At 41.2% G+C, this 23,297-nt stretch carries 17 protein-coding genes; 15 read left to right on the forward strand and 2 right to left on the reverse strand.

Annotated elements, in window-relative coordinates:
- The first annotated feature begins 17 nt into the window (after positions 1-17).
- The 3 genes from icmF to CEF18_RS20230 all read left to right on the forward strand — a co-directional run bounded on the left by icmF (position 18) and on the right by CEF18_RS20230 (position 6,548).
- On the forward strand, positions 18-3,272 hold the full coding sequence (icmF, locus tag CEF18_RS20220) for a fused isobutyryl-CoA mutase/GTPase IcmF (protein ID WP_110938312.1): 3,255 nt from the start codon (positions 18-20) through the stop codon (positions 3,270-3,272).
- A 360-nt stretch (positions 3,273-3,632) separates the two neighbouring features.
- The gene (gene rpoE, locus CEF18_RS20225) at positions 3,633-4,139 is read left to right on the forward strand and encodes a DNA-directed RNA polymerase subunit delta (RefSeq protein ID WP_110938313.1); all 507 of its coding nucleotides are present in this window, start codon (positions 3,633-3,635) and stop codon (positions 4,137-4,139) included.
- Positions 4,140-4,946: 807 nt separating this feature from the next.
- Entirely contained in the window at positions 4,947-6,548 is a 1,602-nt protein-coding gene (locus CEF18_RS20230) for a CTP synthase (protein ID WP_110938314.1), read from the forward strand.
- A 382-nt stretch (positions 6,549-6,930) separates the two neighbouring features.
- On the opposite strand, the gene CEF18_RS20240 is transcribed toward CEF18_RS20230, so the two are convergent.
- The gene (locus CEF18_RS20240; protein ID WP_183040951.1) at positions 6,931-7,461 is read right to left on the reverse strand and encodes a DUF2529 family protein; all 531 of its coding nucleotides are present in this window, start codon (positions 7,459-7,461) and stop codon (positions 6,931-6,933) included.
- A 521-nt stretch (positions 7,462-7,982) separates the two neighbouring features.
- Here CEF18_RS20240 and CEF18_RS20245 point away from each other — a divergent pair.
- The 8 genes from CEF18_RS20245 (at position 7,983) to CEF18_RS20280 (ending at position 16,283) form a co-directional block, all read left to right on the forward strand.
- Entirely contained in the window at positions 7,983-8,351 is a 369-nt protein-coding gene (locus CEF18_RS20245; protein ID WP_110938317.1) for a response regulator, read from the forward strand.
- A gap of 258 nt (positions 8,352-8,609) precedes the next feature.
- Complete coding sequence (gene fba / locus CEF18_RS20250) at positions 8,610-9,473, forward strand: class II fructose-1,6-bisphosphate aldolase (protein WP_110938318.1); 864 nt, start codon at positions 8,610-8,612, stop codon at positions 9,471-9,473.
- 88 nt (positions 9,474-9,561) lie between these two features.
- A complete protein-coding gene (gene fsa, locus CEF18_RS20255) occupies positions 9,562-10,209 on the forward strand; it encodes a fructose-6-phosphate aldolase (protein WP_110938319.1) in 648 nt (215 codons plus the stop codon).
- Positions 10,210-10,441: 232 nt separating this feature from the next.
- Entirely contained in the window at positions 10,442-11,731 is a 1,290-nt protein-coding gene (locus tag CEF18_RS20260) for a UDP-N-acetylglucosamine 1-carboxyvinyltransferase (protein WP_110938320.1), read from the forward strand.
- A 592-nt stretch (positions 11,732-12,323) separates the two neighbouring features.
- Positions 12,324-13,601 (forward strand): transcription termination factor Rho, encoded by a 1,278-nt coding sequence (gene rho, locus CEF18_RS20265; protein WP_110938321.1) that lies wholly within the window; start codon positions 12,324-12,326, stop codon positions 13,599-13,601.
- Positions 13,602-13,865: 264 nt separating this feature from the next.
- Positions 13,866-14,108 carry a type B 50S ribosomal protein L31 gene (locus CEF18_RS20270; protein ID WP_110938322.1) on the forward strand — a complete coding sequence of 81 codons (243 nt, stop codon included), beginning with the start codon at positions 13,866-13,868 and terminating at the stop codon, positions 14,106-14,108.
- Positions 14,109-14,517: 409 nt separating this feature from the next.
- Positions 14,518-15,144: a thymidine kinase gene (locus tag CEF18_RS20275; RefSeq protein WP_110938323.1), complete on the forward strand. Its 627-nt coding sequence runs from the start codon at positions 14,518-14,520 to the stop codon at positions 15,142-15,144.
- Positions 15,145-15,794: 650 nt separating this feature from the next.
- Positions 15,795-16,283 (forward strand): hypothetical protein, encoded by a 489-nt coding sequence (locus tag CEF18_RS20280; protein WP_110938324.1) that lies wholly within the window; start codon positions 15,795-15,797, stop codon positions 16,281-16,283.
- A 282-nt stretch (positions 16,284-16,565) separates the two neighbouring features.
- On the opposite strand, the gene CEF18_RS20285 is transcribed toward CEF18_RS20280, so the two are convergent.
- Positions 16,566-17,894, reverse strand: a complete 1,329-nt coding sequence (locus CEF18_RS20285) for an FAD-dependent oxidoreductase (RefSeq protein ID WP_110938325.1) — start codon at positions 17,892-17,894, stop codon at positions 16,566-16,568.
- A gap of 454 nt (positions 17,895-18,348) precedes the next feature.
- On the opposite strand from CEF18_RS20285, the gene CEF18_RS20290 reads away from it, so the two are divergent.
- From CEF18_RS20290 to CEF18_RS20305, 4 genes are all read left to right on the forward strand, one after another.
- Positions 18,349-19,458 carry a DUF418 domain-containing protein gene (locus CEF18_RS20290; protein ID WP_110938326.1) on the forward strand — a complete coding sequence of 370 codons (1,110 nt, stop codon included), beginning with the start codon at positions 18,349-18,351 and terminating at the stop codon, positions 19,456-19,458.
- A gap of 137 nt (positions 19,459-19,595) precedes the next feature.
- Positions 19,596-20,669, forward strand: coding sequence for a peptide chain release factor 1 (gene prfA / locus CEF18_RS20295; protein ID WP_110938327.1), 1,074 nt, complete (start codon positions 19,596-19,598; stop codon positions 20,667-20,669).
- The gene (gene prmC / locus CEF18_RS20300; RefSeq protein WP_110938328.1) at positions 20,669-21,538 is read left to right on the forward strand and encodes a peptide chain release factor N(5)-glutamine methyltransferase; all 870 of its coding nucleotides are present in this window, start codon (positions 20,669-20,671) and stop codon (positions 21,536-21,538) included. The genes prfA and prmC overlap by 1 nt, the downstream gene beginning before the upstream one ends.
- A gap of 456 nt (positions 21,539-21,994) precedes the next feature.
- On the forward strand, positions 21,995-23,254 hold the full coding sequence (locus CEF18_RS20305; protein ID WP_110938329.1) for an FAD-binding protein: 1,260 nt from the start codon (positions 21,995-21,997) through the stop codon (positions 23,252-23,254).
- The last annotated feature ends 43 nt before the right edge of the window (positions 23,255-23,297 follow it).

Raw genomic sequence — 23,297 nt, forward strand, 5'->3', positions numbered from 1 at the left:
AAGGTGAGGGAGCGACAATGACCATTTATTCATCCACGTGCCCCATACGTTTTATTACCGCATCTAGTTTGTTTGATGGACACGACGCATCGATAAATATTATGCGTCGAATGCTGCAGGCGTCAGGAGCTGAAGTGATCCATCTGGGACACAATCGATCGGTGGAGGAGGTAGCGGAAGCCGCCATTCAAGAAGATGTCCAAGGGGTGGCGATTTCTTCTTACCAAGGTGGACACGTAGAGTATTTTAAATACTTGTACGACGAGCTGAAAACACGAGGTGCAGGTCATATTCAACTATTTGGTGGCGGTGGAGGAGTGATTATTCCTTCTGAAATGAAACAGCTTCATGACTATGGGATTCGGAAAATCTTTTCTCCGGAAGACGGTCGTCAATCTGGTTTGCAAGGAATGATTAATGAAATGATGGAAGCCTGTGACTTTTCAACAATTCAAGAAAAAGAACTCTCGAAAGAAAAGCTTCTAAGTAAAGATCGGGCTGCTGTCGCGAGATTTGTGACGATTGCAGAGAAACGAGCGTTTAAAGAAGCATTAAGTCCCAAGGAAGAAGAAGCATTTCAAACGATCGTTTTAAATCAGGAAAATCCATATGCACCAGTCTTAGGAATAACCGGGACAGGCGGAGCGGGGAAGAGTTCATTAACGGATGAATTAGTGAGAAGATTATTGAAAGCATTTCCAAATAAAGAAGTCGCGATTCTTTCGGTCGATCCAACGAAAAAAAAGACGGGTGGCGCTTTATTAGGAGACCGGATTCGAATGAACGCGATACATAACAAGCGCGTGTATATGCGGTCTCTTGCGACAAGGGATAGTCGTCAGGAATTATCGAAAGCAATTACAGAAGCTATCCCAGTTGTGAAACAGGCTGGATATGATCTTATCATCATCGAAACAAGTGGAATCGGCCAAGGGGATGCGGCGATTAGCGATGTAGCAGATGTATCCATGTACGTGATGACAAGTGAATTCGGAGCTCCATCACAATTAGAAAAAATAGATATGATTGATTTTGCAGATGTTATTGCGATTAATAAATTTGATCGAAAAGGTTCAGAGGATGCATTAAGGGAAGTAAGGAAAGCATTTCAGCGGAGTCACCTTCGTTTTGAAGAGGATTCAGTAAAAATGCCGGTATTTGGAACGATGGCTAGTCAATTTAATGATCCGGGGACGAATCGGCTTTTTTACGAACTTGTGCAGGTCATGAACAAAAAATGCGGTCTTGCATGGGCAACTGAGCTTGGCAAAGACGATGAAATCAAACTGCGAAATGCAATTATTCCACCGGATCAGATTCAATATTTGCGCGAAATATCCCAGACGGTAAAGAATTACCATGAAGAAACAGAGAAAGAAGTGAAGAAGGCGAGACGATGGTTCCAAATTGAGGGAACTTTAAATGCGCTGGAAGAACATGAAGAAATTGCGGTGGAACGGGGTCCTTTACTAGAGCTTAAGGATCATTATCATCAAACACTTATTCCTGACGTGAAAAAAGAACTGGAAAACTGGGAAGACAAGAAAAAGGCGTATGCCGACAAGCAATTTATTACAAATATTCGTGGGAAAGAGATAGTCACGAATTTAACGACTAGAAGTTTATCGGGGATAGAGTTCCCGAAAGTGTCGTTGCCGAAGTTTAATGACTACGGAGAAATCTGTCGTTGGATTCGAGAGGAGAATGTTCCGGGAGAATTCCCGTTTACCGCGGGCGTGTTTCCATTTAAACGAAAAGGCGAGGATCCGAAACGGCAATTCGCAGGAGAAGGAAGCCCTGAGCGGACTAACCGCCGTTTTCACTATTTATCAAAAGGGGATGAGGCGAAAAGATTGAGCACGGCCTTTGACTCTGTGACACTTTATGGAGAGGACCCGGACCATCGCCCGGATATTTATGGGAAAGTCGGCGAGAGTGGTGTGAGTATTTGTACGTTGGAGGGTATGAAAACATTATATAACGGCTTTGATTTAATCGATCTTGCCACTTCGGTTTCGATGACAATTAATGGACCAGCTCCGATTATTCTTGCAATGTTCATGAACACGGCGATTGACCAGCAGCTGGAAAAATTCCGTGAAACAGAAGAACGAGAGCCAACCGAGGCAGAACAAAACGATGTGAAGGCGAAAACATTGTCAGTCGTTCGAGGAACTGTTCAGGCAGATATTTTAAAAGAGGATCAAGGACAGAACACATGTATTTTCTCTACAGAATTCGCGTTACGAATGATGGGGGATATTCAGCAATACTTTATAGATCATGACGTTCGAAACTATTATTCTGTATCGATAAGCGGCTACCACATTGCCGAGGCAGGGGCAAATCCTATCAGCCAATTAGCCTTTACATTGGCAAATGGGTTTACCTACGTGGAATATTATTTAAGCCGTGGGATGGATATTAATAAATTTGCACCGAATCTATCTTTCTTTTTCAGTAACGGATTGGACCCGGAGTATACCGTGATTGGCCGTGTTGCTCGCAGAATATGGGCGATTGCGATGAAAAAGAAGTACGGTGCTAATGAACGCAGTCAGAAACTAAAGTACCACATACAAACTTCAGGGCGTTCCTTGCATGCGCAGGAAATTGACTTTAATGATATTCGGACAACGATCCAAGCATTATTAGCGATATACGATAACTGTAACTCGCTTCATACAAACGCATATGACGAAGCAGTCACGACACCTACAGAAGAAAGTGTTCGCCGGGCAATGGCGATCCAATTGATTATTACGAAAGAGATGGGTTTAGTCAAAAATGAGAACCCGCAGCAAGGAGCCTTTATTATCGAGGAACTTACAGGTTTGGTCGAGGAAGCGGTTCTGCTTGAGCTGGATCGAATGAACGATCGCGGAGGCGTTTTAGGAGCGATGGAAACGCAGTACCAACGTGGTAAAATTCAAGAAGAATCACTGCTGTACGAAACAAAAAAACACAATGGAGAGCTGCCGATAATTGGAGTGAATACGTATCTCCATCCAAATCCTCCTTCCGAAGCAGACTTCAACATGGAATTAGCCAGAGCCTCTGTGGAAGAAAAAGAAGCGCAAATTAATCAGTTAAGGACATTCCAGGAGAAACACAAGTCATCATCCGATAAAGCACTTAAAAAATTAAAAGAAGTGGCACTCTCCGGAGGGAACTTGTTTGAAGAACTAATGAAAACCGTCCGAGTAGCAAGTCTCGGCCAAATAACCGAAGCCCTCTACGAAGTAGGCGGGCAATACCGAAGAAACCTGTAGAATATTTTGTTGTCGCAAAATATTTTATGCAATGAGCGTAACTGCTGCATCTTTTAAAGAAACAGCGACCAAAGCCATTAATAAAATCTAAAAAAGTTACTTCATTCTATCTTACTTACAAGCTTTTTAACCACTTCTGTATAAGCCATTAATTCAACAATTAAAAAAATCATCCGGAAAGTCTCTCTTGCTCTAGCATAAATAACTATAATGTGTTTATAATGGAAGGTATGGATTTAGTGCTATTAATCCAAGTTCAAAGAAATCATTTTGAACAACTTTATTATTATTAATGAACCAATTAGATATATGACTTGATGAACCTTTAATTTTTGAAACTGAAAGGAAGTGCCTGTTTTTATGAGTATTAAGGATTATACAGAAGAACAAATTAGTGAAATGTCCATGCTTGAAGTGGGTTATGAACTTCTTGCTGAACAGAAGTCACCTGAAGAGTATCACGGGTTATTGAAGCGAGTAGGAGACATAAAGAACCTAAATGACGAGTTACTGACAAACCGAATTTCCCATTTGTATACGGAAATGTCGGTAGATGGTCGATTCGTAAATATCGGTGACAACCGTTGGGGACTTCGTTCTTGGTATCCGTTTGATCAAACGGAAGAAGAACTTTCTCAAGCGGCAACAAAAGCTCGTAAGAAAAGAGCGAAGGATAAAGAAGAAGAAGATGACCACTTTGATGAAGATGCTATTGAAGTAGATGAATTCGAAGACCTGGAAGATGAGCTTGATGATCTTGCAAATGAAGATGATACAGACTTTGATGAGTTAGATGATGACGATGAGGAAGAATTCCCTGCAGCCGGGGACGATAAAGATTTAGAAGACGATTCCGAAGAGTATTAAGAAATGAGGCACTTTCTATTTGATAGAGAGTGCGCTTTTTTTGTGATAAGAATTAATAAAATTGGCAGCTACCTTTACACCTCGCGTATCAAGGGAAAATTACCTCCTTTCGAGTAGCACCTACACGCATTACGTAGGTGCTACTCGGGGTGGCGAAAGATAATGCTGTATTTAATAAAAGACGGCTGTGCCGTTTTTCTTATGTAAAAGTCAGTCCCAGTATCTCGATAGAAATAAGGACGAACATAATTCAATCCATTTAGTTATTTTTATACTTCCTACAACACATAGGTTTAGTAGTGAAGTCGAATAAGGCTGGAAAGGGATTGGTTTATTAATGACTAACGAGAAAAACAACCGAAATCGGAAAGAAAACGATAATTTCGTAAAAAAATTACTGTTTGCAGTCATAAACGAGTAGAATGAGGCAGAAACAAACTTGACTTTTACCTGAAATCCGGCTAGAATCATTTTTGGGCTTCACAAAATCGTTTTATAAAATACTACTTAATATATAACCAAATCGAAAGCGCCCCCTGTCTGTTTACATGTGGACAAGGGGCCTTTTGTTTTTGTTTGAATAAAAGATAGCTATCAAGGTTGGCTAAGCTACTTTAGCCGCTTTAGAACCACTCTCCATTGCGATATGCTCCTGTGATTCTTCTTTCGAGAAACATTCCTTCCGCCTAAACGAATAGTGTTGGGGCACGAAGAAAATAATGAGTCGAAGAGAAGAGTTAACAGACCGAAATTCAAACGGATTTAACATCAAGTTACCCCAATAAAACACAAAGTGAGGAATAGACCATGTCAACGAAATATATTTTTGTCACAGGTGGAGTGGTGTCGTCATTAGGGAAAGGTATTACAGCTGCCTCTCTAGGCCGACTCCTCAAAAACCGAGGCTTGAAAGTTACTATCCAGAAATTTGATCCATATATCAACGTCGACCCTGGAACAATGAGTCCGTATCAACATGGTGAAGTGTTTGTTACAAATGATGGGGCAGAGACTGACTTGGATTTAGGACACTATGAGCGTTTTATCGACATTAATTTAGGTAAATTCAGTAACGTAACAACAGGCAAGATATACTCTTCTGTTCTGAAGAAAGAACGTCGCGGGGACTATCTTGGTGGAACGGTCCAAGTTATCCCTCATATTACGAATGAAATTAAAGATCGCGTTTTTCAAGCAGCGAAAGAAGGCAGCCCAGACGTTGTCATCACTGAAATTGGTGGGACTGTTGGAGATATAGAGAGCTTACCTTTCCTTGAAGCAATTCGCCAAATAAAGAGTGATGTGGGCGCAGAAAATGTGATGTATATTCACTGTACCCTTATCCCTTATTTAAAAGCAGCTGGTGAGATGAAATCGAAACCAACGCAGCACAGTGTGAAAGAGTTGCGCAGTTTAGGCATTCAGCCAACCGTGATCGTTTTGCGAACAGAGCGACCTGTACCGGAGGAAATGAAAGATAAGATCGCCCTTTTCTGTGATATTGATAGACATGCGGTGATTGAAGCGGGCGATGCAGATACCCTGTATCAAGTACCTTTAGACCTTCAGGCACAGAAATTCGATACATTCGTTTGTAATTATCTTAATTTAAAATGTAAAGAAGCAGATATGACCGAATGGAAAGCACTTGTAGAACAGGTTCAAAACTTAACGAAAAAAACACGCATCGCGCTCGTAGGGAAATACGTCGCGCTTCAGGATGCATACTTATCGGTTGCTGAAGCATTAAAGCACGCAGGTTACAAATACGATGCTGATGTGGAAATTGAATGGATCAATTCCGAGGAGGTCACGAAAGAAAATGTGGCTGAAAAGCTAGATGGCGTAAATGGTATTCTTATTCCAGGTGGTTTTGGTGATCGTGGAATCGAAGGTAAAATTGTTGCTCTCGAATATGCACGAGTAAACAAAGTCCCTATGCTCGGTATTTGTCTTGGTATGCAGCTGGCATCAGTGGAATTTGCTCGTAATGTATTAGGCTTAAAAGGGGCTAATTCTGCGGAACTGAATCCAGATACAAAGTATCCAGTCATTGATCTTCTACCAGAACAAAAAGACATAGAAGATTACGGCGGAACATTACGTTTAGGACTTTATCCGTGTAAATTGCAAAAAGGTACGAAAGCTTTTGAAGCGTATGGGGAAGAAGTCGTTTATGAACGTCACCGTCACCGCTATGAGTTTAATAATGAATACCGCGAAAAAATGGAGAAGAAAGGCTTTGTTTTCTCTGGTGTTAGTCCGGATGGACGACTCGTTGAGATTGTTGAGCTAAAGGATCATCCTTATTATGTTGCTTCTCAATTTCACCCGGAATTCGTCTCTCGTCCAACACGGCCACAGCCTCTATTCAGAGAATTTATTAAAACAACATTAGGTGAGAAATAAAAAAACTGGTCAGAAGAGAAAATCTCTTCCGGCCAGTTTTTGTTTCGAACAGAGGATTCGAATCCGCTCTAGGCGGACGCTTTCCGCGGGCAATGCTTCAGTCTCCTCGGGAAAGTTCGTCCCTGTGGGGTCTTCAGCTATTGCTATTCCAGCTGGAGTCGCCGCCTTCGATACTTCGATCTTTTTCAGAAACAATAACAATTACGTAAAATACTTTATAAAAAACTGTTGTTTGGAAGAATCCGCGAGACTCCTGTGGAAGAATGATCCAAGCGAGACCCCGCAGAGCGTTCGTTTGCTCAAGGAGGCTCGCTTGATCATCCACGGAAAGCGAGCGGTAATTCTTCCAAACAACCATCGATGATAACAAAGTAACAGTTTTTTAGTCATGCTCCTCAAGCATTTCTGCCACGGCAAAATAAAGCTGATAATAAATTTGAAGGGCAATCAGTAAATGAGGGTTACCAATTCGTGCGCCAGACTCCATAGGGACGAGTCCTTTGTCGACACCAGTAAAAAAGGCAAAATCACATGTGTCTACCCATGTCTGTGACTGATCACTATTTTCCTCAATGATCTCATGAGAATAAACGGCGATAATGGAGACGCCCGAATCTTTCACAATGTCAACGACGTCATTAGCCCAACTGCTATGTTTGGACGGAGATACAATCACGAGTGTATCCATTTCTGAAAGCGTAATTTCTTTAGACCACCTCTTACTTCCGGAAATACCATCTGTACCAAAGCATGCCTGAAGAGTAATTCCATCCATTTCTTTTTCTCCGGTCCAGTAGAGGTGACCGTCACTTACGATACTTTGCGCCATCACTCTTGCAGCATCTTCTAGTTCTTCTTCATAATCAATTAATTTATTAACTAACCCTTTTACTTGTGTATCAAATATTTTCAAGGGAACATCCTCCTTTGGAATTGGAACATTTCAATTTGATATTTTAGCGGTCAATCTTAAGTTGTACATAATATAAAAACTCGGAGAAGCGAAAGCTGTCGACTCAAGGGGATTCGAGTCTCTGTGCAAATTAAAAACAAAATCCATATAACTTATATTAAGTTTAAAAGACTAATATATTTTACGAAAGGTTAGTTCTTTTTTACCGGTAATTGTTAAAAAGCACAAAAAATTGCAGTGTTTTTCTATGTTTATAAACTTTATTGTGATAAAATCGTTACTATATACCTAATGTTGATGCATAATAGTACTAGATAAAGTGATGATTATCAAAAACTGAAAGAGGAATTGTCAAAGATTGAATAGAATTACTATAAATAGAGAATTTATCACATATTTTTTATAAGTGTGCAACATCATGTTCTGATATAAATGAAGTGGTTATAGATGCGTTATCGAATAATTATATCATTTTTCTTAGAACCAATCTTAATAATGGATTTAAATAAGGGGGATTCAGTATGAATAAAAAACTACTGATAGTCGATGATCAATTTGGAATACGTGTGCTTTTAAAAGAAGTATTTGAGAAGGATGGTTATGAAACCTTCGATGCCTCTAATGGAAAACTGGCACTATCTATTATCAAGAAGGAACAACCGGATTTAGTTTTACTGGATATGAAAATTCCGGGGATGGATGGAATTGAGATTTTAAGGGAAATAACTAAACAGGAGCTTAAAGCAAATGTTATTATGATGACTGCATATGGAGAGTTAGAAATGATCAACGAAGCCAAAAGACTTGGCGCTTTAGAACACTTCTCCAAGCCTTTTGACATTGATGAAGTACGTACTCGGGTGCAGAATTTCTTTCAATCCGAATTGTAGGTGAAAGCGTTTTTTCATATTTATGATAATATTCGCGCGAAAAACATGCTGTATGCTATAATAGGTTTGTGAGTCTACCTGACACAGATTTTTGCTATGATGATATACATAGCTTTATTTACACAAACGTCCGAAGTGAACAAATGACAAGATATTCCAGATTGCATGCGTATCTTATTATTTGTATGCTTGTTTAGTGAACCGTCCGTGCAAGGGTAGACAATCATGCACGTGAAAATTCGAAGGAGGAATACAAGAATGCCTTTAGTATCCATGAAAGAAATGTTAGAAACAGCAAAAGCGGAAGGTTATGGTGTTGGTCAATTCAACCTGAATAACCTTGAATTCACACAAGCAATTTTACAAGCTGCAGAAGAGGAACAGTCTCCAGTTATTTTGGGAGTTTCCGAAGGTGCTGCTCGTTATATGGGTGGATTCCACACAGTTGTAACAATTGTAGAATCATTAATGGCTGAATACGATACAACAGTTCCTGTTGCTATTCATTTAGACCACGGTTCAAGCTTTGAGAAGTGTGTAGAAGCGATGTATGCAGGTTTCACTTCTGTTATGATCGATGGCTCTCATTTCCCATTAGCTGAAAACATTGCTGTTACAAAGAAAGTTGTAGAGGTTGCACATACTCTAGGAATTTCTGTAGAAGCTGAACTTGGCCGCATTGGTGGACAAGAAGATGATCTTATTGTTGATGACGCTGAAGCAGCATATGCAATTCCTGCTGAGTGTGACGAATTAATCCGTGCAACAAACGTTGACTGTTTTGCACCTGCATTGGGTTCTGTACACGGACCATACAAAGGAGAACCTAACCTCGGTTTCGACCGCATGGAAGAGGTTTCTAAATTAACTGCTGTACCACTCGTACTTCACGGTGGAACTGGAATTCCAACGAAGGATATTAAGCGTGCGATTTCCTTAGGTACTGCTAAGATTAATGTAAACACAGAAAGCCAAATCACTTCTGCGAAAGCTGTTCGGGAAGTTTTAGCTGAAAAGCCGGAACTTTTTGACCCACGTAAATACATGGGACCAGCAAGAGATGCTATCAAAGCAACTGTTATTGGTAAAATGCGCGAGTTTGGTTCTTCTAACAAGGCTTAATTAGTTTATAAAAGGGTTGTCGCTCTTGAAAGAGAGCGACTTCCTTTACATGAAAAAAGAAAGCGTTATCACTAGGGAGGGGAAGAGAATGAAATTTTTTCTGGATACGGCGAACCTTGATGAGATAAAACAAGCGCACGAGCTAGGAGTTCTTGCTGGAGTTACTACGAACCCATCACTTGTAGCAAAAGAGGGCATTAATTTTCATGATCGATTACGAGAGATTACGAGTCTTGTATCAGGTTCTGTCAGTGCGGAGGTAATTGCCTTGGATGCTGAGGGAATGATTAGTGAAGGGAAAGAATTGGCAGCTATTGCCCCGAATATAACAGTGAAAGTTCCAATGACTTTGGAAGGATTAAAAGCTGTTCGGACGTTCAGCGAACTTAATATCAAAACGAATGTGACGCTTGTATTTTCAGCTAATCAGGCATTATTAGCTGCACGTGCAGGGGCCTCCTATGTATCGCCATTCCTTGGAAGACTTGATGACATCGGGCATAACGGTATCGAACTTATTAGCACAATTTCTGAGATGTTTGATATCCATGGAATTGCTACGGAAATCATCGCAGCTTCCATTCGCCATCCTCAACATGTCACAGAATCTGCGATGAACGGTGCTCATATAGCAACTGTCCCACTAAAAGTCATTGAGCAAATGGTGAAACACCCACTTACGGATAGTGGAATTGAAAAGTTTCTTGCAGATTGGAATAACGCAACGAATAAATAGATAGGTTTACCTTCATTTAAAAACGTGAATAGGAAATAGAGGGGCACCTTGAGAAAGGTGCCTTTCCCTATCTTCAAGTTTAGGGTAAAATGAAACCGTGTCAAAAAGAAAATTATTAATTATTCGAAAAAACCTTGTCTAATAGTATAGTACATCGTGTAGAATGGAAAGAAAGACTAACTAGAGTTGATTTTTAACCGAACTCAGTGTATCGCAGAAGGGAAGCTGTTTTATGGATAAACTATTGATAGAAGGCGGGCATCCACTTGAAGGAACCGTTCAAATCAGTGGAGCGAAAAATAGTGCAGTTGCACTTATACCTGCGGCGATCTTAGCCGATTCAACTGTGACAATAGATAATTTACCTGATATTTCCGACGTCGGAACGTTGGCGGATTTACTGGAGGAAATCGGGGGGAAAACAGAATTAGAGGATGACACCCTGGTGATTCACCCGGAGAATATGTTTGCAATGCCCATTCCTAATGGAAAAGTGAAGAAGTTACGTGCTTCCTACTATATGATGGGAGCCATGTTAGGCAAATTCAAGAAAGCTGTCATTGGTCTGCCAGGTGGCTGTAACTTAGGCCCGCGTCCAATTGACCAGCACATTAAAGGTTTTGAAGCTTTAGGCGCCAAAATTTCTAATGAGCATGGTGCAATTTATTTGCAGGCTGACGAGCTTATTGGAGCCAGAATTTATCTGGATGTGATTAGTGTAGGTGCGACAATCAATATTATGTTAGCCGCAGTAAAAGCAAAAGGTCAAACGATCATAGAAAATGCTGCAAAAGAGCCGGAGATTATCGATGTAGCAACACTGCTTACAAGCATGGGAGCTAATATAAAAGGTGCGGGAACAAACGTCATAAGAATTGACGGTGTTGATGAACTTTTCGGATGCAGACATTCGATTATTCCAGATAGAATTGAAGCGGGTACATACATGATTATGGCGGCAGCTGTAGGCAAAGGCGTGACAGTTGATAATGTAATTCCAATGCACCTTGAGTCTTTAAGTTCAAAACTTAGAGAAATGGATGTCGTTGTAGAAGCAGGGGATGACTCGATCTATATCGAAAGTAAACCTACACTGGATCCTGTTGATATTAAGACACTTGTTTATCCGGGCTTCGCTACAGATTTACAGCAACCATTTACAAGTTTGTTGACGAAATCAGTAGGAGCAAGCATGGTCACAGATACCATTTACAATGCCAGATTCAAGCATATTGATGAGCTTCGCAGAATGGGAGCCTCGATAAAAGTTGAAGGGCGTACGGCACTGGTCAATGGTGGCTCTGCGCTACAAGGAGCAAAAGTGAGAGCGAGTGATTTGCGTGCCGGAGCTTCCCTTGTTGTAGCGGGTCTCATGGCCGACGGCATAACAGAAATTACTGGTGTGGACCATATCGATCGTGGTTATGCATCTTTAGAGGAAAAATTGAAGGGACTGGGCGCAAAAATCTGGCGCGAAACCTTAACAGAAGAAGAAGTAGAGGAAGAAATTAGAAGCTCTTAACAAAAACCAAGCGGCTTTTGTTTAAATTAGTTCCTAACCCTGGATAGTTGAAAGCTCGAAGTTGCAAAAACGCTGCCCACGGAAGGCGGCCGCCTGGAGCGGATTCGAGCTTCTCTATTCAATGAAAACAACAATCTCTAAAAGACCGATTATTTTATAAATTCTTATCTTGTGGGAAAAACGCATAGCCTCTCTTACTTAAAATAGCTGCTTTCGTAAATCTTGTTCCTTTTGTACTTCACGGGGATTAGGCAAGCATATGTTAACGGAAAAACCTGATTTCCTAATCGGTAAAGGGAATTTGATTCTTCTTGAACAAAGGTTACTTTCAGCGAAATTAGAAATTAGGCCCTTGTCTTCTAAGGGAATCTGTGCTTAGATAAGGGGTATGCAAGAAATAATGAACGACACCGTTATTATCCCAATAGGAACGAATCAAATTTTACCTCAGGTTGCTTCAATTCTAACTTCTGATTTAACACCCTCATAAAATCAATATTACAATATGCTATTTTTCAATATAATCAGATGAAGACGGTATTTCGAATCCTTATTAAATTGTGCAAAACGAATAAAGAAAAGGTGTGATCGCATGGGCGTTACGTTAACTGAAATGGAGCATATGAAGCTCAAAGAATTATATGTATTGGCGAAGGAACACAAAGTTTCTTACTATAGTACATTATCCAAAAAAGAGCTTATGTTTGCTATCTTTAAAAAGCAAGCCGAAAATGAAGACCTCATGTTTATGGAGGGTGTATTAGACATTGTTAGTCAGGAAGGGTTTGGTTTTTTAAGATCAAATACTTATAAACCCAGCTCTCAGGACATTTATATTTCAGCATCACAAATTAGGCGTTTTCAATTACGGAATGGGGACCGCGTATCAGGAAAAGTACGTAAGCCTAAAGAAAATGAACGTTATTACGGACTTTTGCAAGTAGCGGCAGTTAACGGGGAAGACCCGGAAAAGGCAAGTGAAAGACCTCATTTCCCTCAATTGACACCACTTTATCCAGATAGAAAACTGACACTGGAAAATCAACCATCGATGATCGCATCCCGAGTTGTTGATATGATTTCACCAGTTGGTTTCGGTCAACGCGGACTTATTGTTGCTCCCCCAAAAGCCGGTAAAACCTTGTTGCTTAAAGAAATAGCGAGCAGTATCGCGGAAAATCATCCCGATATGGAACTGATCGTTCTGCTCATTGATGAACGTCCAGAGGAAGTAACGGACATGGAGCGCTCTGTAAAAGGAGAAGTTGTCAGTTCAACATTTGATGAATTGCCGGAAAACCACATCAAAGTGGCGGAATTAGTACTCGATCGAGCGATGAGACTTGTTGAAGCTAAAAAAGATGTCGTTATCCTCATGGATAGTATTACGCGTCTGGCAAGAGCATACAACCTCACAGTACCGCCAAGTGGCCGTACGTTATCCGGTGGTATTGATCCAGCTGCTTTCCACCGTCCAAAACGTTTCTTTGGTGCCGCACGTAATATTGAAGAGGGTGGAAGCTTAACGATCCTGGCTACAGCACTTGTCGAAACGGGTTCTCGCATGGATGACGTTATCTATGAGGAATTCAAAGGAACAGGTAATATGGAGCTTCATCTAGACCGTAAGCTAGCAGAGCGTCGTATCTATCCAGCCATCGATATCCGCAGATCAAGTACACGTCGTGAAGATTTACTTTTACCGAAGGCGCAGGTTGAAAATCTTTGGGCAATTAGGAAAACGATGAATGATTCGTCTGAATTCCTTGAGCGATTCTTGAAAAAAGTGAAAGATACGAAAACAAACGATGAATTCTTCGACACATTTGAGAAAGAAAAGGCATCGAAACCACGAGCACGCCAGACCTGAATTTAGCCACCTAGGTGAAAGTGCAGAGAAGTAAGTAGTAAACGCGTTTAAGATAGTGAAAACGTTAGAGAATAAATGGAACGTGTTAGAGTGGTAAATGATCATGTTAACCATTCATTTGACCACGAAAGTGCAGGAAAAAACTTCAAAACACTTTTTCCTAAAAACAACAGTTGCATTATAGTCAATCTGTTGATATAATTTCGTAATGTGTGATACTGTAACTCTGTTTCGAAAGATTCAGGGCGGAAGGAGATGAAAAGCATGAAACAAGATATTCACCCAAATTACCAAAAAGTTGTATTCAAGGACACAAGCTCAGGCTTCATGTTCTTAACTGGTTCAACTAGAGGTTCCAAAGAGACAATTGAGTGGGAAGACGGCAACACGTACCCACTTCTAACAGTCGAAGTTAGTTCGGATTCTCACCCATTCTACACTGGTAAACAGAAGTTTGCTGATGCAGGTGGACGTGTCGATAAATTCAAGAAAAAATACGGCATGTAATAGTATCCAAATAGGATTATCAAAACAGGCAAGAATTCTCTTGCCTGTTTTCTTATGTATAAATTGAAATACTAGCCCGGATCGGAAGCTTTTTTCAGACTAAATAAAACACTCCCTGATGTAAATACTAGGGATGTATTTGCAATGGCGAACTCTTACGAAACATGGAGCCAGGCTAGACCCCGCAAAGCTTAGCTTGATGAGGCTTGCCTTGATAGGGAAACAAAAAAACAAACAGATCGACTTATTTCTCAAAAAGCCATTGTATTCGAAATCATAGAAGCACTATAATAGAGAAGTCATCTATTTATAAAAGCACTTTTAATATAGAATTTAATTTTTGAATGATATAATTTGTTTAAGTTTTTAAATGAGATGATTGAGATCGAAAAGAACGGGAGAGTCGTATATGAATTTAACGAGGAGAGAAGGATGGCTTGAAGTAGTTTGCGGGAGCATGTTTTCCGGAAAATCGGAAGAACTGATTCGCCGCGTTCGCCGTGCTAGCTACGGCCGCCAAAAAATCCAAGTGTTCAAGCCTAAAATGGACAATCGGTATGCTGAAAAAGAGGTCGTATCTCATAACGGGACAACAGTTTATGCAGTACCGATCCAACAATCCGCTGAGATTTTAGATTTACTTGAAAAAGGCACACAGGTTGTTGCCATAGATGAAGTGCAATTCATGGACGAAGAAGTAGTTAACGTGGTCCAGCATCTTGCCGACGAAGGGATAAGAGTTATCGTAGCAGGACTAGACCAGGATTTCAGGGGCGAACCATTTGCTCCAGTACCAATCCTGATGTCTCTAGCTGAGACAGTAACAAAACTTCAGGCTATTTGCCTCTCATGCGGATCGCCAGCAAGTCGCACGCAGCGACTAATTGATGGCAGACCAGCCTCTTATGACGATCCAATCATCTTAGTAGGTGCATCAGAGGCGTATGAACCACGCTGCCGCCACTGCCACGAAGTCCCGGGACACCCGGCACTCGAAAGCATCAAACAAAAAACAACAGCTGCATCGAAATCATAACATTGAAAGTCCACCTGAAATGGTGGACTTTTTTGTTTAGATAGAAAAACTTGAAGTGGCGAAAGCTCACACTGTATATAATAAAAGAAAGTCATCGTAGACAGACTTTCTAAAAGGTTATTGGTTATTTGCTTATGGAAACTCCCTTTTATGAAAATTGTTGTTTGGGGTAAAAGAGTTTAGAGGTTGAAAAAGGTGTAGGTGCTACCGCAGTAGCACCTACAAAAGTAGCAGGTCGAAAACGAGAGAATAGGCGAGGATAAAAGAGTTTAGAGGTTAAAAAAAGAGGTAGGTGCTACCGGCGTAGCACCTACAAAAGTAGCACGTTGAAAACGAGAGCATAGGCGAGTATAAGGGAGTTTAAAAGTCGAAAAAAGAGGTAGGTGCTACCTTAGTAGCACGTTGAAAACGAAAGAAAAAGCGGAAAAAACTTTTTCTTATTAGGTAAGAAAGGATAGAGCCGGACAATGTTTTCTAAAAACCGAATTGATGTGATCTCTTTAAATTAGAGCTTGTTGTTTTCCCTCAAAGCACCTTTGTGAGAAGCAAAACAACAAAAATTCATAGACCATAGGTAATTGTTTAAACCTCTTCGAGAAAAAGTATAGAAACCATCTGCTGCGGAAAACCTAGCTACAAGAGGTGATCCTATGAAAGCTATCAGACAAATAATTCTTCTTTTGCTTACTTCTTTAGTGGTTATTACTGGATGTAACACAAACGAACCACAAGTAAACGAAGAGGGAACTACCCAAGCTCAACAAACTGCAAAAAAAGATTGGTCAGAAAGCCTTTTGGGGCCTGGACCAGTCAATTATGGAGAAATTCATGCTCAAAGCCATAGCTATAATCCCAGAACGGAATCCAATGTTACAGGAACAAGCTATCGTTCACTGGATGCTCCTCGTCAGACAGAAGGCGACGATCAAGAGATGATTGAAAACGTAGTATATGCAATTCCAAAGGTCACACCCGGGATGGTTATTCTAATGGGGGCAAATGCTTGGGTGAATATACAAATCGAGGGAGAACCCAGCCAGGAAGAAGAAGACAAAGTGATTGAAGACGTGGAAAAACAGCTAAAACAAGCTAATCCAAGATACCGCTATGACATTGTCGTCAATCATTTCATGGAGTAAAAAAGAAAACTTATGCAGAAAACTTTTGTTTTATTTATAAAAATGATCACAAGCGTTCTCTAGCTCTGTGCTGTCTTACATGGATCGGGTAATTATAAACTTTATCAGTGCCCACACCATTCCTCCACAGGGATACTCTTCGGATTCAGGGACCTCTGTTCGAAGTAAAATATAAATAAAGTCAAAAAGAAAAAAGACCAATTTCAAGTCGACGATTCATGATTCTTCGTCCTTGGAATTGGTCTTTTTAAAGAGATAAGTTGAAAGCTGAGAGTTTTTTTCCTACATTCTCCGAGCAGCCTGTTGTAAAGGATCCCACACAGAGTTGTAAGGGGGAGCGTAGCTAAGATCAAGGTTCTCGAGTTCCTCCATCGTCAGCCCACTGAATAAAGCTGTTGCAGCTACATCAATTCGTTTAGCGACACCATGCTTTCCCATCGCCTGAACGCCTATTAGCTTATCCGTCTCATTATCTTTAAGCATCCGAATATATAACGAGTCTCCACCTGGGTAGTAACCAGCGATCGGATGACTTTCAAAACCAATGACTCCGTAATCAATACCGAGCTCCTTCGCTTCTTCCTCGTTTAATCCCGTTTTTGCTACAGCGTAATCAAAGAACTTCATAATCGAAGTACCGACAATACCTTGGAACGATTTCGACTGCCCGGCTATATTTAATCCAGCAGTTCGCCCTTGCTTATTTGCATGTGTTCCTAGAGGTGCATAATCATCCTTCTTTTTTAACCTATTGTATTGCGTAGCACAATCCCCGGCAGCATAGATGTTTTCGACATTTGTTTCCATATGATCATTAACAAATATTGCCCCTAAATCATGAAGCTTGAGCTGTGTATTCGAAACAATAGATGTATTGGGTTTAATTCCTATTGCGACAATGATCATGTCAGAACGATATTCGCCTTTATCCGTACGAAGAGATTCCACACGATCTTGGCCTAGAAATGCTTCGACAGATTCACCTAAAACAACTTGAATCCCTTTTTCCTGAGCCTGCTGCTTAATTTTTTCGCTAATCTCGAGGTCAAATCTCTGACCTAGTCGATCAGCGACATCAATGAGACGCACTTTTTTACCTTTAGTCACCAAATTTTCGGCAACCTCAAGACCGATATAGCCACCACCGACAACGGTTACCGTTAAAACATCTTCACCCATGTCTTTCACAATACTTTCCGCATCAGGAATAGTCTTCAGTACATGAGTGCCTTCGAGATCATTCCCTTCAACAGGCAGCTGAATCGGCGAAGCTCCGGTCGCAATCAAAAGTTTGTCATAACTCACTTCGAATTTTTTACCGGACTTTGTATCTTTCCCCGTGACTATTTGTTTTTTTGAGTCAATTGCTTCCACATCGTGATAAATGCGTGCATCAATTCCATACTTTTCAGCGAAAACCTCACGTTCTCGTGCGATTAATTGATCACTGTCTGGAATAACCCCTCCGATAAAATAAGGGAGACCACATTGCGCATAGGAGTAATAGGCGCCTCTTTCCAACACAGTAATATTCCAATCCGGTTGAGTACGCACAATTTGCATTGCAGCACTCATTCCAGCAGCATCACCACCAATTATTACAATATTCATCGATTGACCTCCTAGTAAACGTACATGTATTTATCTATTTACTATTCCACAAAAACCGCCTCGAGAAACATACCAAATTGTTAGGAAAAAATTCTCCTTAAATGAATGCATTCAGTAAAGGAAAGATCTCTTTTTCCTAAAACTGACTGAGCAAATAGTTCGGTTCCCAGTATTTATAATGCCCAGAAATTAAAACAACAGAGAAGGGAATTGTTTGTTAAGATATATGGTGAATAACCAATAAAATTTGGTGGGTTCGCTAACATGACCAGATGAGAAAGTCTTTTGACAGCAGTGCAGTCCATTTATGGAGAAAGAAATAGCAAGTATCAGGCGATGGGATACACTAAATAGGAATGTATGCAATAGGAAGCTCTATACATTGTTTAAGGGAGGGTGCTATCACTAGCCTTAACGGTAATTCAATGCATATCACCGGGAAAGGTAGACTGCCATGGCATTAACGAAATATATTTCGGACCAAGGTGAGAGAATAGAAATTTTAGACCGGCTGCGCGGATTTGCGTTACTCGGAATATTTCTAATGAATATTCCGAGCCTCGCCGGGGTTTCCTCCGAGATGCAGCCTGCGTTGAGAAGCTTTCTGTATATTTTGATGCGGGATAGTTCGAGACCCTTATTCGCAGTGATGTTCGGCATTAGTGTGTGTTTGATTTATGATAGAACGCGGGAGAAGCAGAGAGATCCTTACGTGGTGCTGTTGCGGCGATTCCTGTTTTTAGGAATTTTCGGCACTTTGCACGGATACGCCATTTGGGCAGGAGATATCCTGCTGATGTTTGCTATGGGAGGAGTCGCACTGCTGCTATTTTTGAAAATGAAAGACACCTGGCTGCTCTTCTTTGGGATTTTTTTCTGGCTCGTTTACACCGTAGGAATTGACTTTTTCAATAACTATACCTCTTATTTTTTCAACTTGGAGACATCGTTAAATGCAGTGCTCGGAGCAGGAGAGATCTTAGCCGGATACGACTTTTTCTTGAGTGAGTTTATTTCGATGGTAAATCATTTAGGTTTTTTGTTTCTCGGCATGTTTTTTTATCGAAAAGGAGCGCTATCTTTTATCTCTGAAAATCGAAAAAATATGTGGTGGGCGGCAATCGGTTTTTTCACGATCGGTTTTGCAGGAAAAACAACGGTATTTTTTGCCTCAGATCAGCTCTTCCTTAATAGCCTGGACGATTTCTTTCCTTTTGTGTTGTCGATCGGGGTAATGCTTGGCGTGATACTTTGTGGAACGAGTACGAATCCCATCTCCAAGCTGCTCTGCCCTTTTACGCCAATCGGCAAAATGACCTTTACGAATTACCTTATGCAATCTCTGGTATTTGTTACCATCTTTACAGGGAGCGGCAGTACCTTTGTTCAAGGGATCGGCATATGGTCTGAGCCAGACTATCATTTTGCGCTTGGAGCGGGTCTCGTATTATTTATAATTCAAATGATATTCAGTCACTTTTGGCTGCGGAAATTCTATTACGGTCCGTTCGAATGGTTGTGGAGGATAGGGACCTATGGAAAAATGGTAGCGATGAGGAAGTGAGTAGGAAAAACGAGCAAACAGTTATAACTCGCCTCGAACACAGCCATCCACCAAAAAGATTAACCGATTGCTTTTAACGAGAAGAGACCCTATAATATAGAAAGACTATAATGAGTTATTAAAATGAGGTGAAGAATGTGTTTGACCGCCTACAATCCGTAGAAGACCGATATGATCGATTAAATGAATTACTAATGGACCCGGATGTCATTAGTGACAACAACAAATTACGCGAGTATTCCAAAGAGCAATCTGACATACAGGAAACCGTAGAAACTTATCGCGAGTACGAAGCACTCAAAGCACAACGCGACGAGACTAAAGGTATGCTTCAAGAAACCATGGACGAGGAAATGCGTGAAATGGTCAAAATGGAGCTAGAAGAATTGGAAGATCAATTGCCTGCAATTGAAGAAAAACTACGCGTCCTGCTTATTCCAAAAGACCCGAACGACGACAAAAACGTTATCGTCGAAGTCCGCGGAGCAGCAGGCGGAGACGAAGCAGCTCTTTTTGCAGGAGATCTCTTCCGCATGTATTCCCGTTATGCTGAAATGCAAGGCTGGAAAGCGGAAGTTATCGAATCCAACCCGACCGGTCTCGGAGGTTATAAAGAAGTGATCTTTATGATCAACGGAAAAGGTGCTTACTCCCGCATGAAATATGAGAACGGCGCCCACCGAGTGCAGCGGATACCATCCACAGAATCCGGCGGACGTATTCATACATCCACAGCAACCGTGGCTGTACTTGCAGAAGCAGAAGAACTAGAAGTGAATATACATGACAAAGACATTCGTGTAGACACATTCACATCCAGTGGACCAGGTGGACAAAGTGTAAACACCACCATGTCAGCCGTTCGATTGACGCACGTCCCAACAAACACAGTAGTTTCCTGTCAGGATGAAAAATCACAAATTAAAAATAAAGAAAAAGCTATGAAAGTTCTGCGTGCCCGAATTTATGACAAGTTTCAAAAAGAAGCACAAGCAGAATACGACGAGCACCGAAAATCAGCAGTTGGAACCGGAGATCGCTCCGAGCGAATCCGTACCTACAACTTTCCACAAAGCCGAGTAACCGACCACCGTATCGGCCTCACGCTCCAGAAGCTCGACCAAATTCTCGAAGGAAAAATCGACGAAATTATCGACGCTCTCATCGTAGAAGAACAATCAAGCCTCATGGAAAACTCGGAGAAACGATAATGACAACCAAAGTATACGAAGCCCTCAACTGGGCTTCTTCTTTTTTAGAAGAACATCATTACGAAGCACAAATCGCACACATACTCTTGCAACACCACACAGGCTGGAATCGAACCAAGCTGCTTACCGAGCTCCAAGCCCAACTCGACACACAAACAATCGAGAAATTCACAGCAGATGTTCACCAGGCAGCAGCAGGCAAACCCGTCCAACATATCACAGGTAACGAAACCTTCTATGGCCGAAGCTACATCGTCAATCAACACGTTCTAATACCCCGGCCAGAAACCGAAGAACTCGTCGAGAAAATACTCGAAACGATCCCAACATTCTTCGGGGAAACAGAAGCCGCAAACCTGACAATCGTGGACGTCGGAACCGGAAGTGGCATCATCGCCACCTCCTTGAAGCTGGAACACCCTCAATCGCGCGTTCTTGCATCGGATATATCCTTCGAAGCCCTCGCTGTCGCGAAAAAGAATGCGTCCGAACTAGGGGCAAATTTGGACTTCTTCGAGGGAGACCTTTTACAGCCTCTTATTGAAGCTGGAGAACAGGCTTCGATTATCGTGTCCAATCCCCCCTATATACCAGAGGGGGACCGAGACTCTATGAAAGAGAACGTCAAAGATCACGAACCAGAAGGAGCCCTTTTCGCCGGAAAAGATGGACTAACAATTTATCGTCGTCTCATAAAACAGTTGCCAGCCGTACTGAAAACACCCGGTATGATTGCTTTTGAAATTGGCCACGGCCAAGGAGAAGACGTCAAGAAATTATTATCCACAGAATATCCACAAGCACAAATCGAAGTCATCAACGATATCAACAACAAACAGCGCATTGTCTTGGCCGCAATACGAACCTAGTAACGAAAACGTAATGGAGACCTTTTTTTCTAGAGGGGTCTGTTTTGGGATTCTAAAAGCTAAGCCGTAGTTTGAATAAAGACGTTAAATTACTAATTAATCCACATATAATGAACACATGAAAAAGCATCTGATTCCGATCAGGTGCTTTTTAGTCATATGATTTTACAAATAGAGGTGATATTTTAATAGACATTCTTTTTTGATAAAATAAAAGAAACAGGTTGCAGTGGTGCATTATCGCAATTTAACCTAATCCTTCATATAGAAATAGAAAAAAGAAACCCCCGCATTATTAAAAATGGATAGCATCAGATAGCTTGATATAGTACATTTATTAGAGAGATGTAACAATTAATTTTGTATTTAAATTCAAATCCTTCAATAAATGCATGAACTTTCGCTAGGATTGTTATGACATAGAAGGATATCTTGTGTTATGAAGGAGACCTATGAATGAAAGAGCAACGAAATTGGGCAGGTAATTATAAATACAGTGCAGACGAGCTACATATCCCGGAAAACATAGAACAAATACAACAATTGGTGACTCGCTGCAATAGTATGAGGGTACTTGGTACACGACACTCGTTTAATGGAATTGCTGATCACACGGAGAACCTAATCTCACTTGAAAATTTCAACCAGGTGCTGGGATTAGACTCTGAGCGTCGAACGGTTACCGTCGAAGCGGGAATTAAATACAGTGATCTTTGCAGGTATCTTCACCGAAAAGGATACGCACTTGAAAATATGGCTTCACTGCCGCACATTTCAGTTGCTGGTGCTTGTGCAACAGCAACACATGGTTCGGGTGATCAGAATAGAGGACTGGCCACATCCGTAAGTGCCATGGAAATCGTTAGTTCCGATGGAGATGTTATAGAATTCTCGAGGGAACGATCTGAAGAACAAATGAATGGCGCGGTTGTTGGACTCGGCGGAGCAGGGGTGGTAACTACCCTGACACTTGATGTGGTTCCGTCCTATAATATTAGACAGGACGTTTATGAAAATTTAGCTCTGTCTCATCTTAAAAATCATTTTGATGATATTTTCTCAAGCGCCTATAGTGTTAGTCTATTCACTGACTGGAAAGACGAGACATTTAACCAAGTTTGGCTTAAAAGTCTCTCAACAGAGCAAAGTACATTTGAATTAGGACCTGAGTTTTTTGGTGCGAAGGCAGCATCAAAGAATTTGCACCCTGTGCCAGGTTCCGGTACGGAGAATTGCACAGAACAGATGGGTATTCCAGGACCATGGCTTGAACGATTATCGCACTTCCGCATGGACTTCACACCAAGTCACGGAAAAGAGCTGCAAAGTGAATACATCGTGCCCCGTGAGCACGCATATGATGCATTATGTGCAATCAGTCAAATTCGTGAGCAAATTGCTCCACTTCTTTTCATATCTGAGACTCGCACCATTGCTCAGGATGATCTGTGGATGAGCCCATGTTACAAACAAGAATCAGTGGCATTCCACTTTACTTGGAAAGATGATTGGGAATCGGTTCAGAAAGTGTTGCCGAAAATGGAAGAGCAACTTGCACCATTCCTTGCGCGCCCTCATTGGGGGAAACTGTTTACGATGCCTTCCACTCGAGTGCAATCTCTCTATGAGAAGCTGCCAGATTTTCAACAGTTGCTTCAACACTATGATCCTAAAGGGAAATTCCGAAACAAATACTTGAACACATATATCTTCTAGTGATCAGAAATGTAATATAAGGGCATTGAAAAAGTGAAAAACA

The sequence above is a fragment of the Salipaludibacillus neizhouensis genome, from assembly GCF_002886185.1.
GTDB lineage: Bacteria > Bacillota > Bacilli > Bacillales > Salisediminibacteriaceae > Salipaludibacillus > Salipaludibacillus neizhouensis.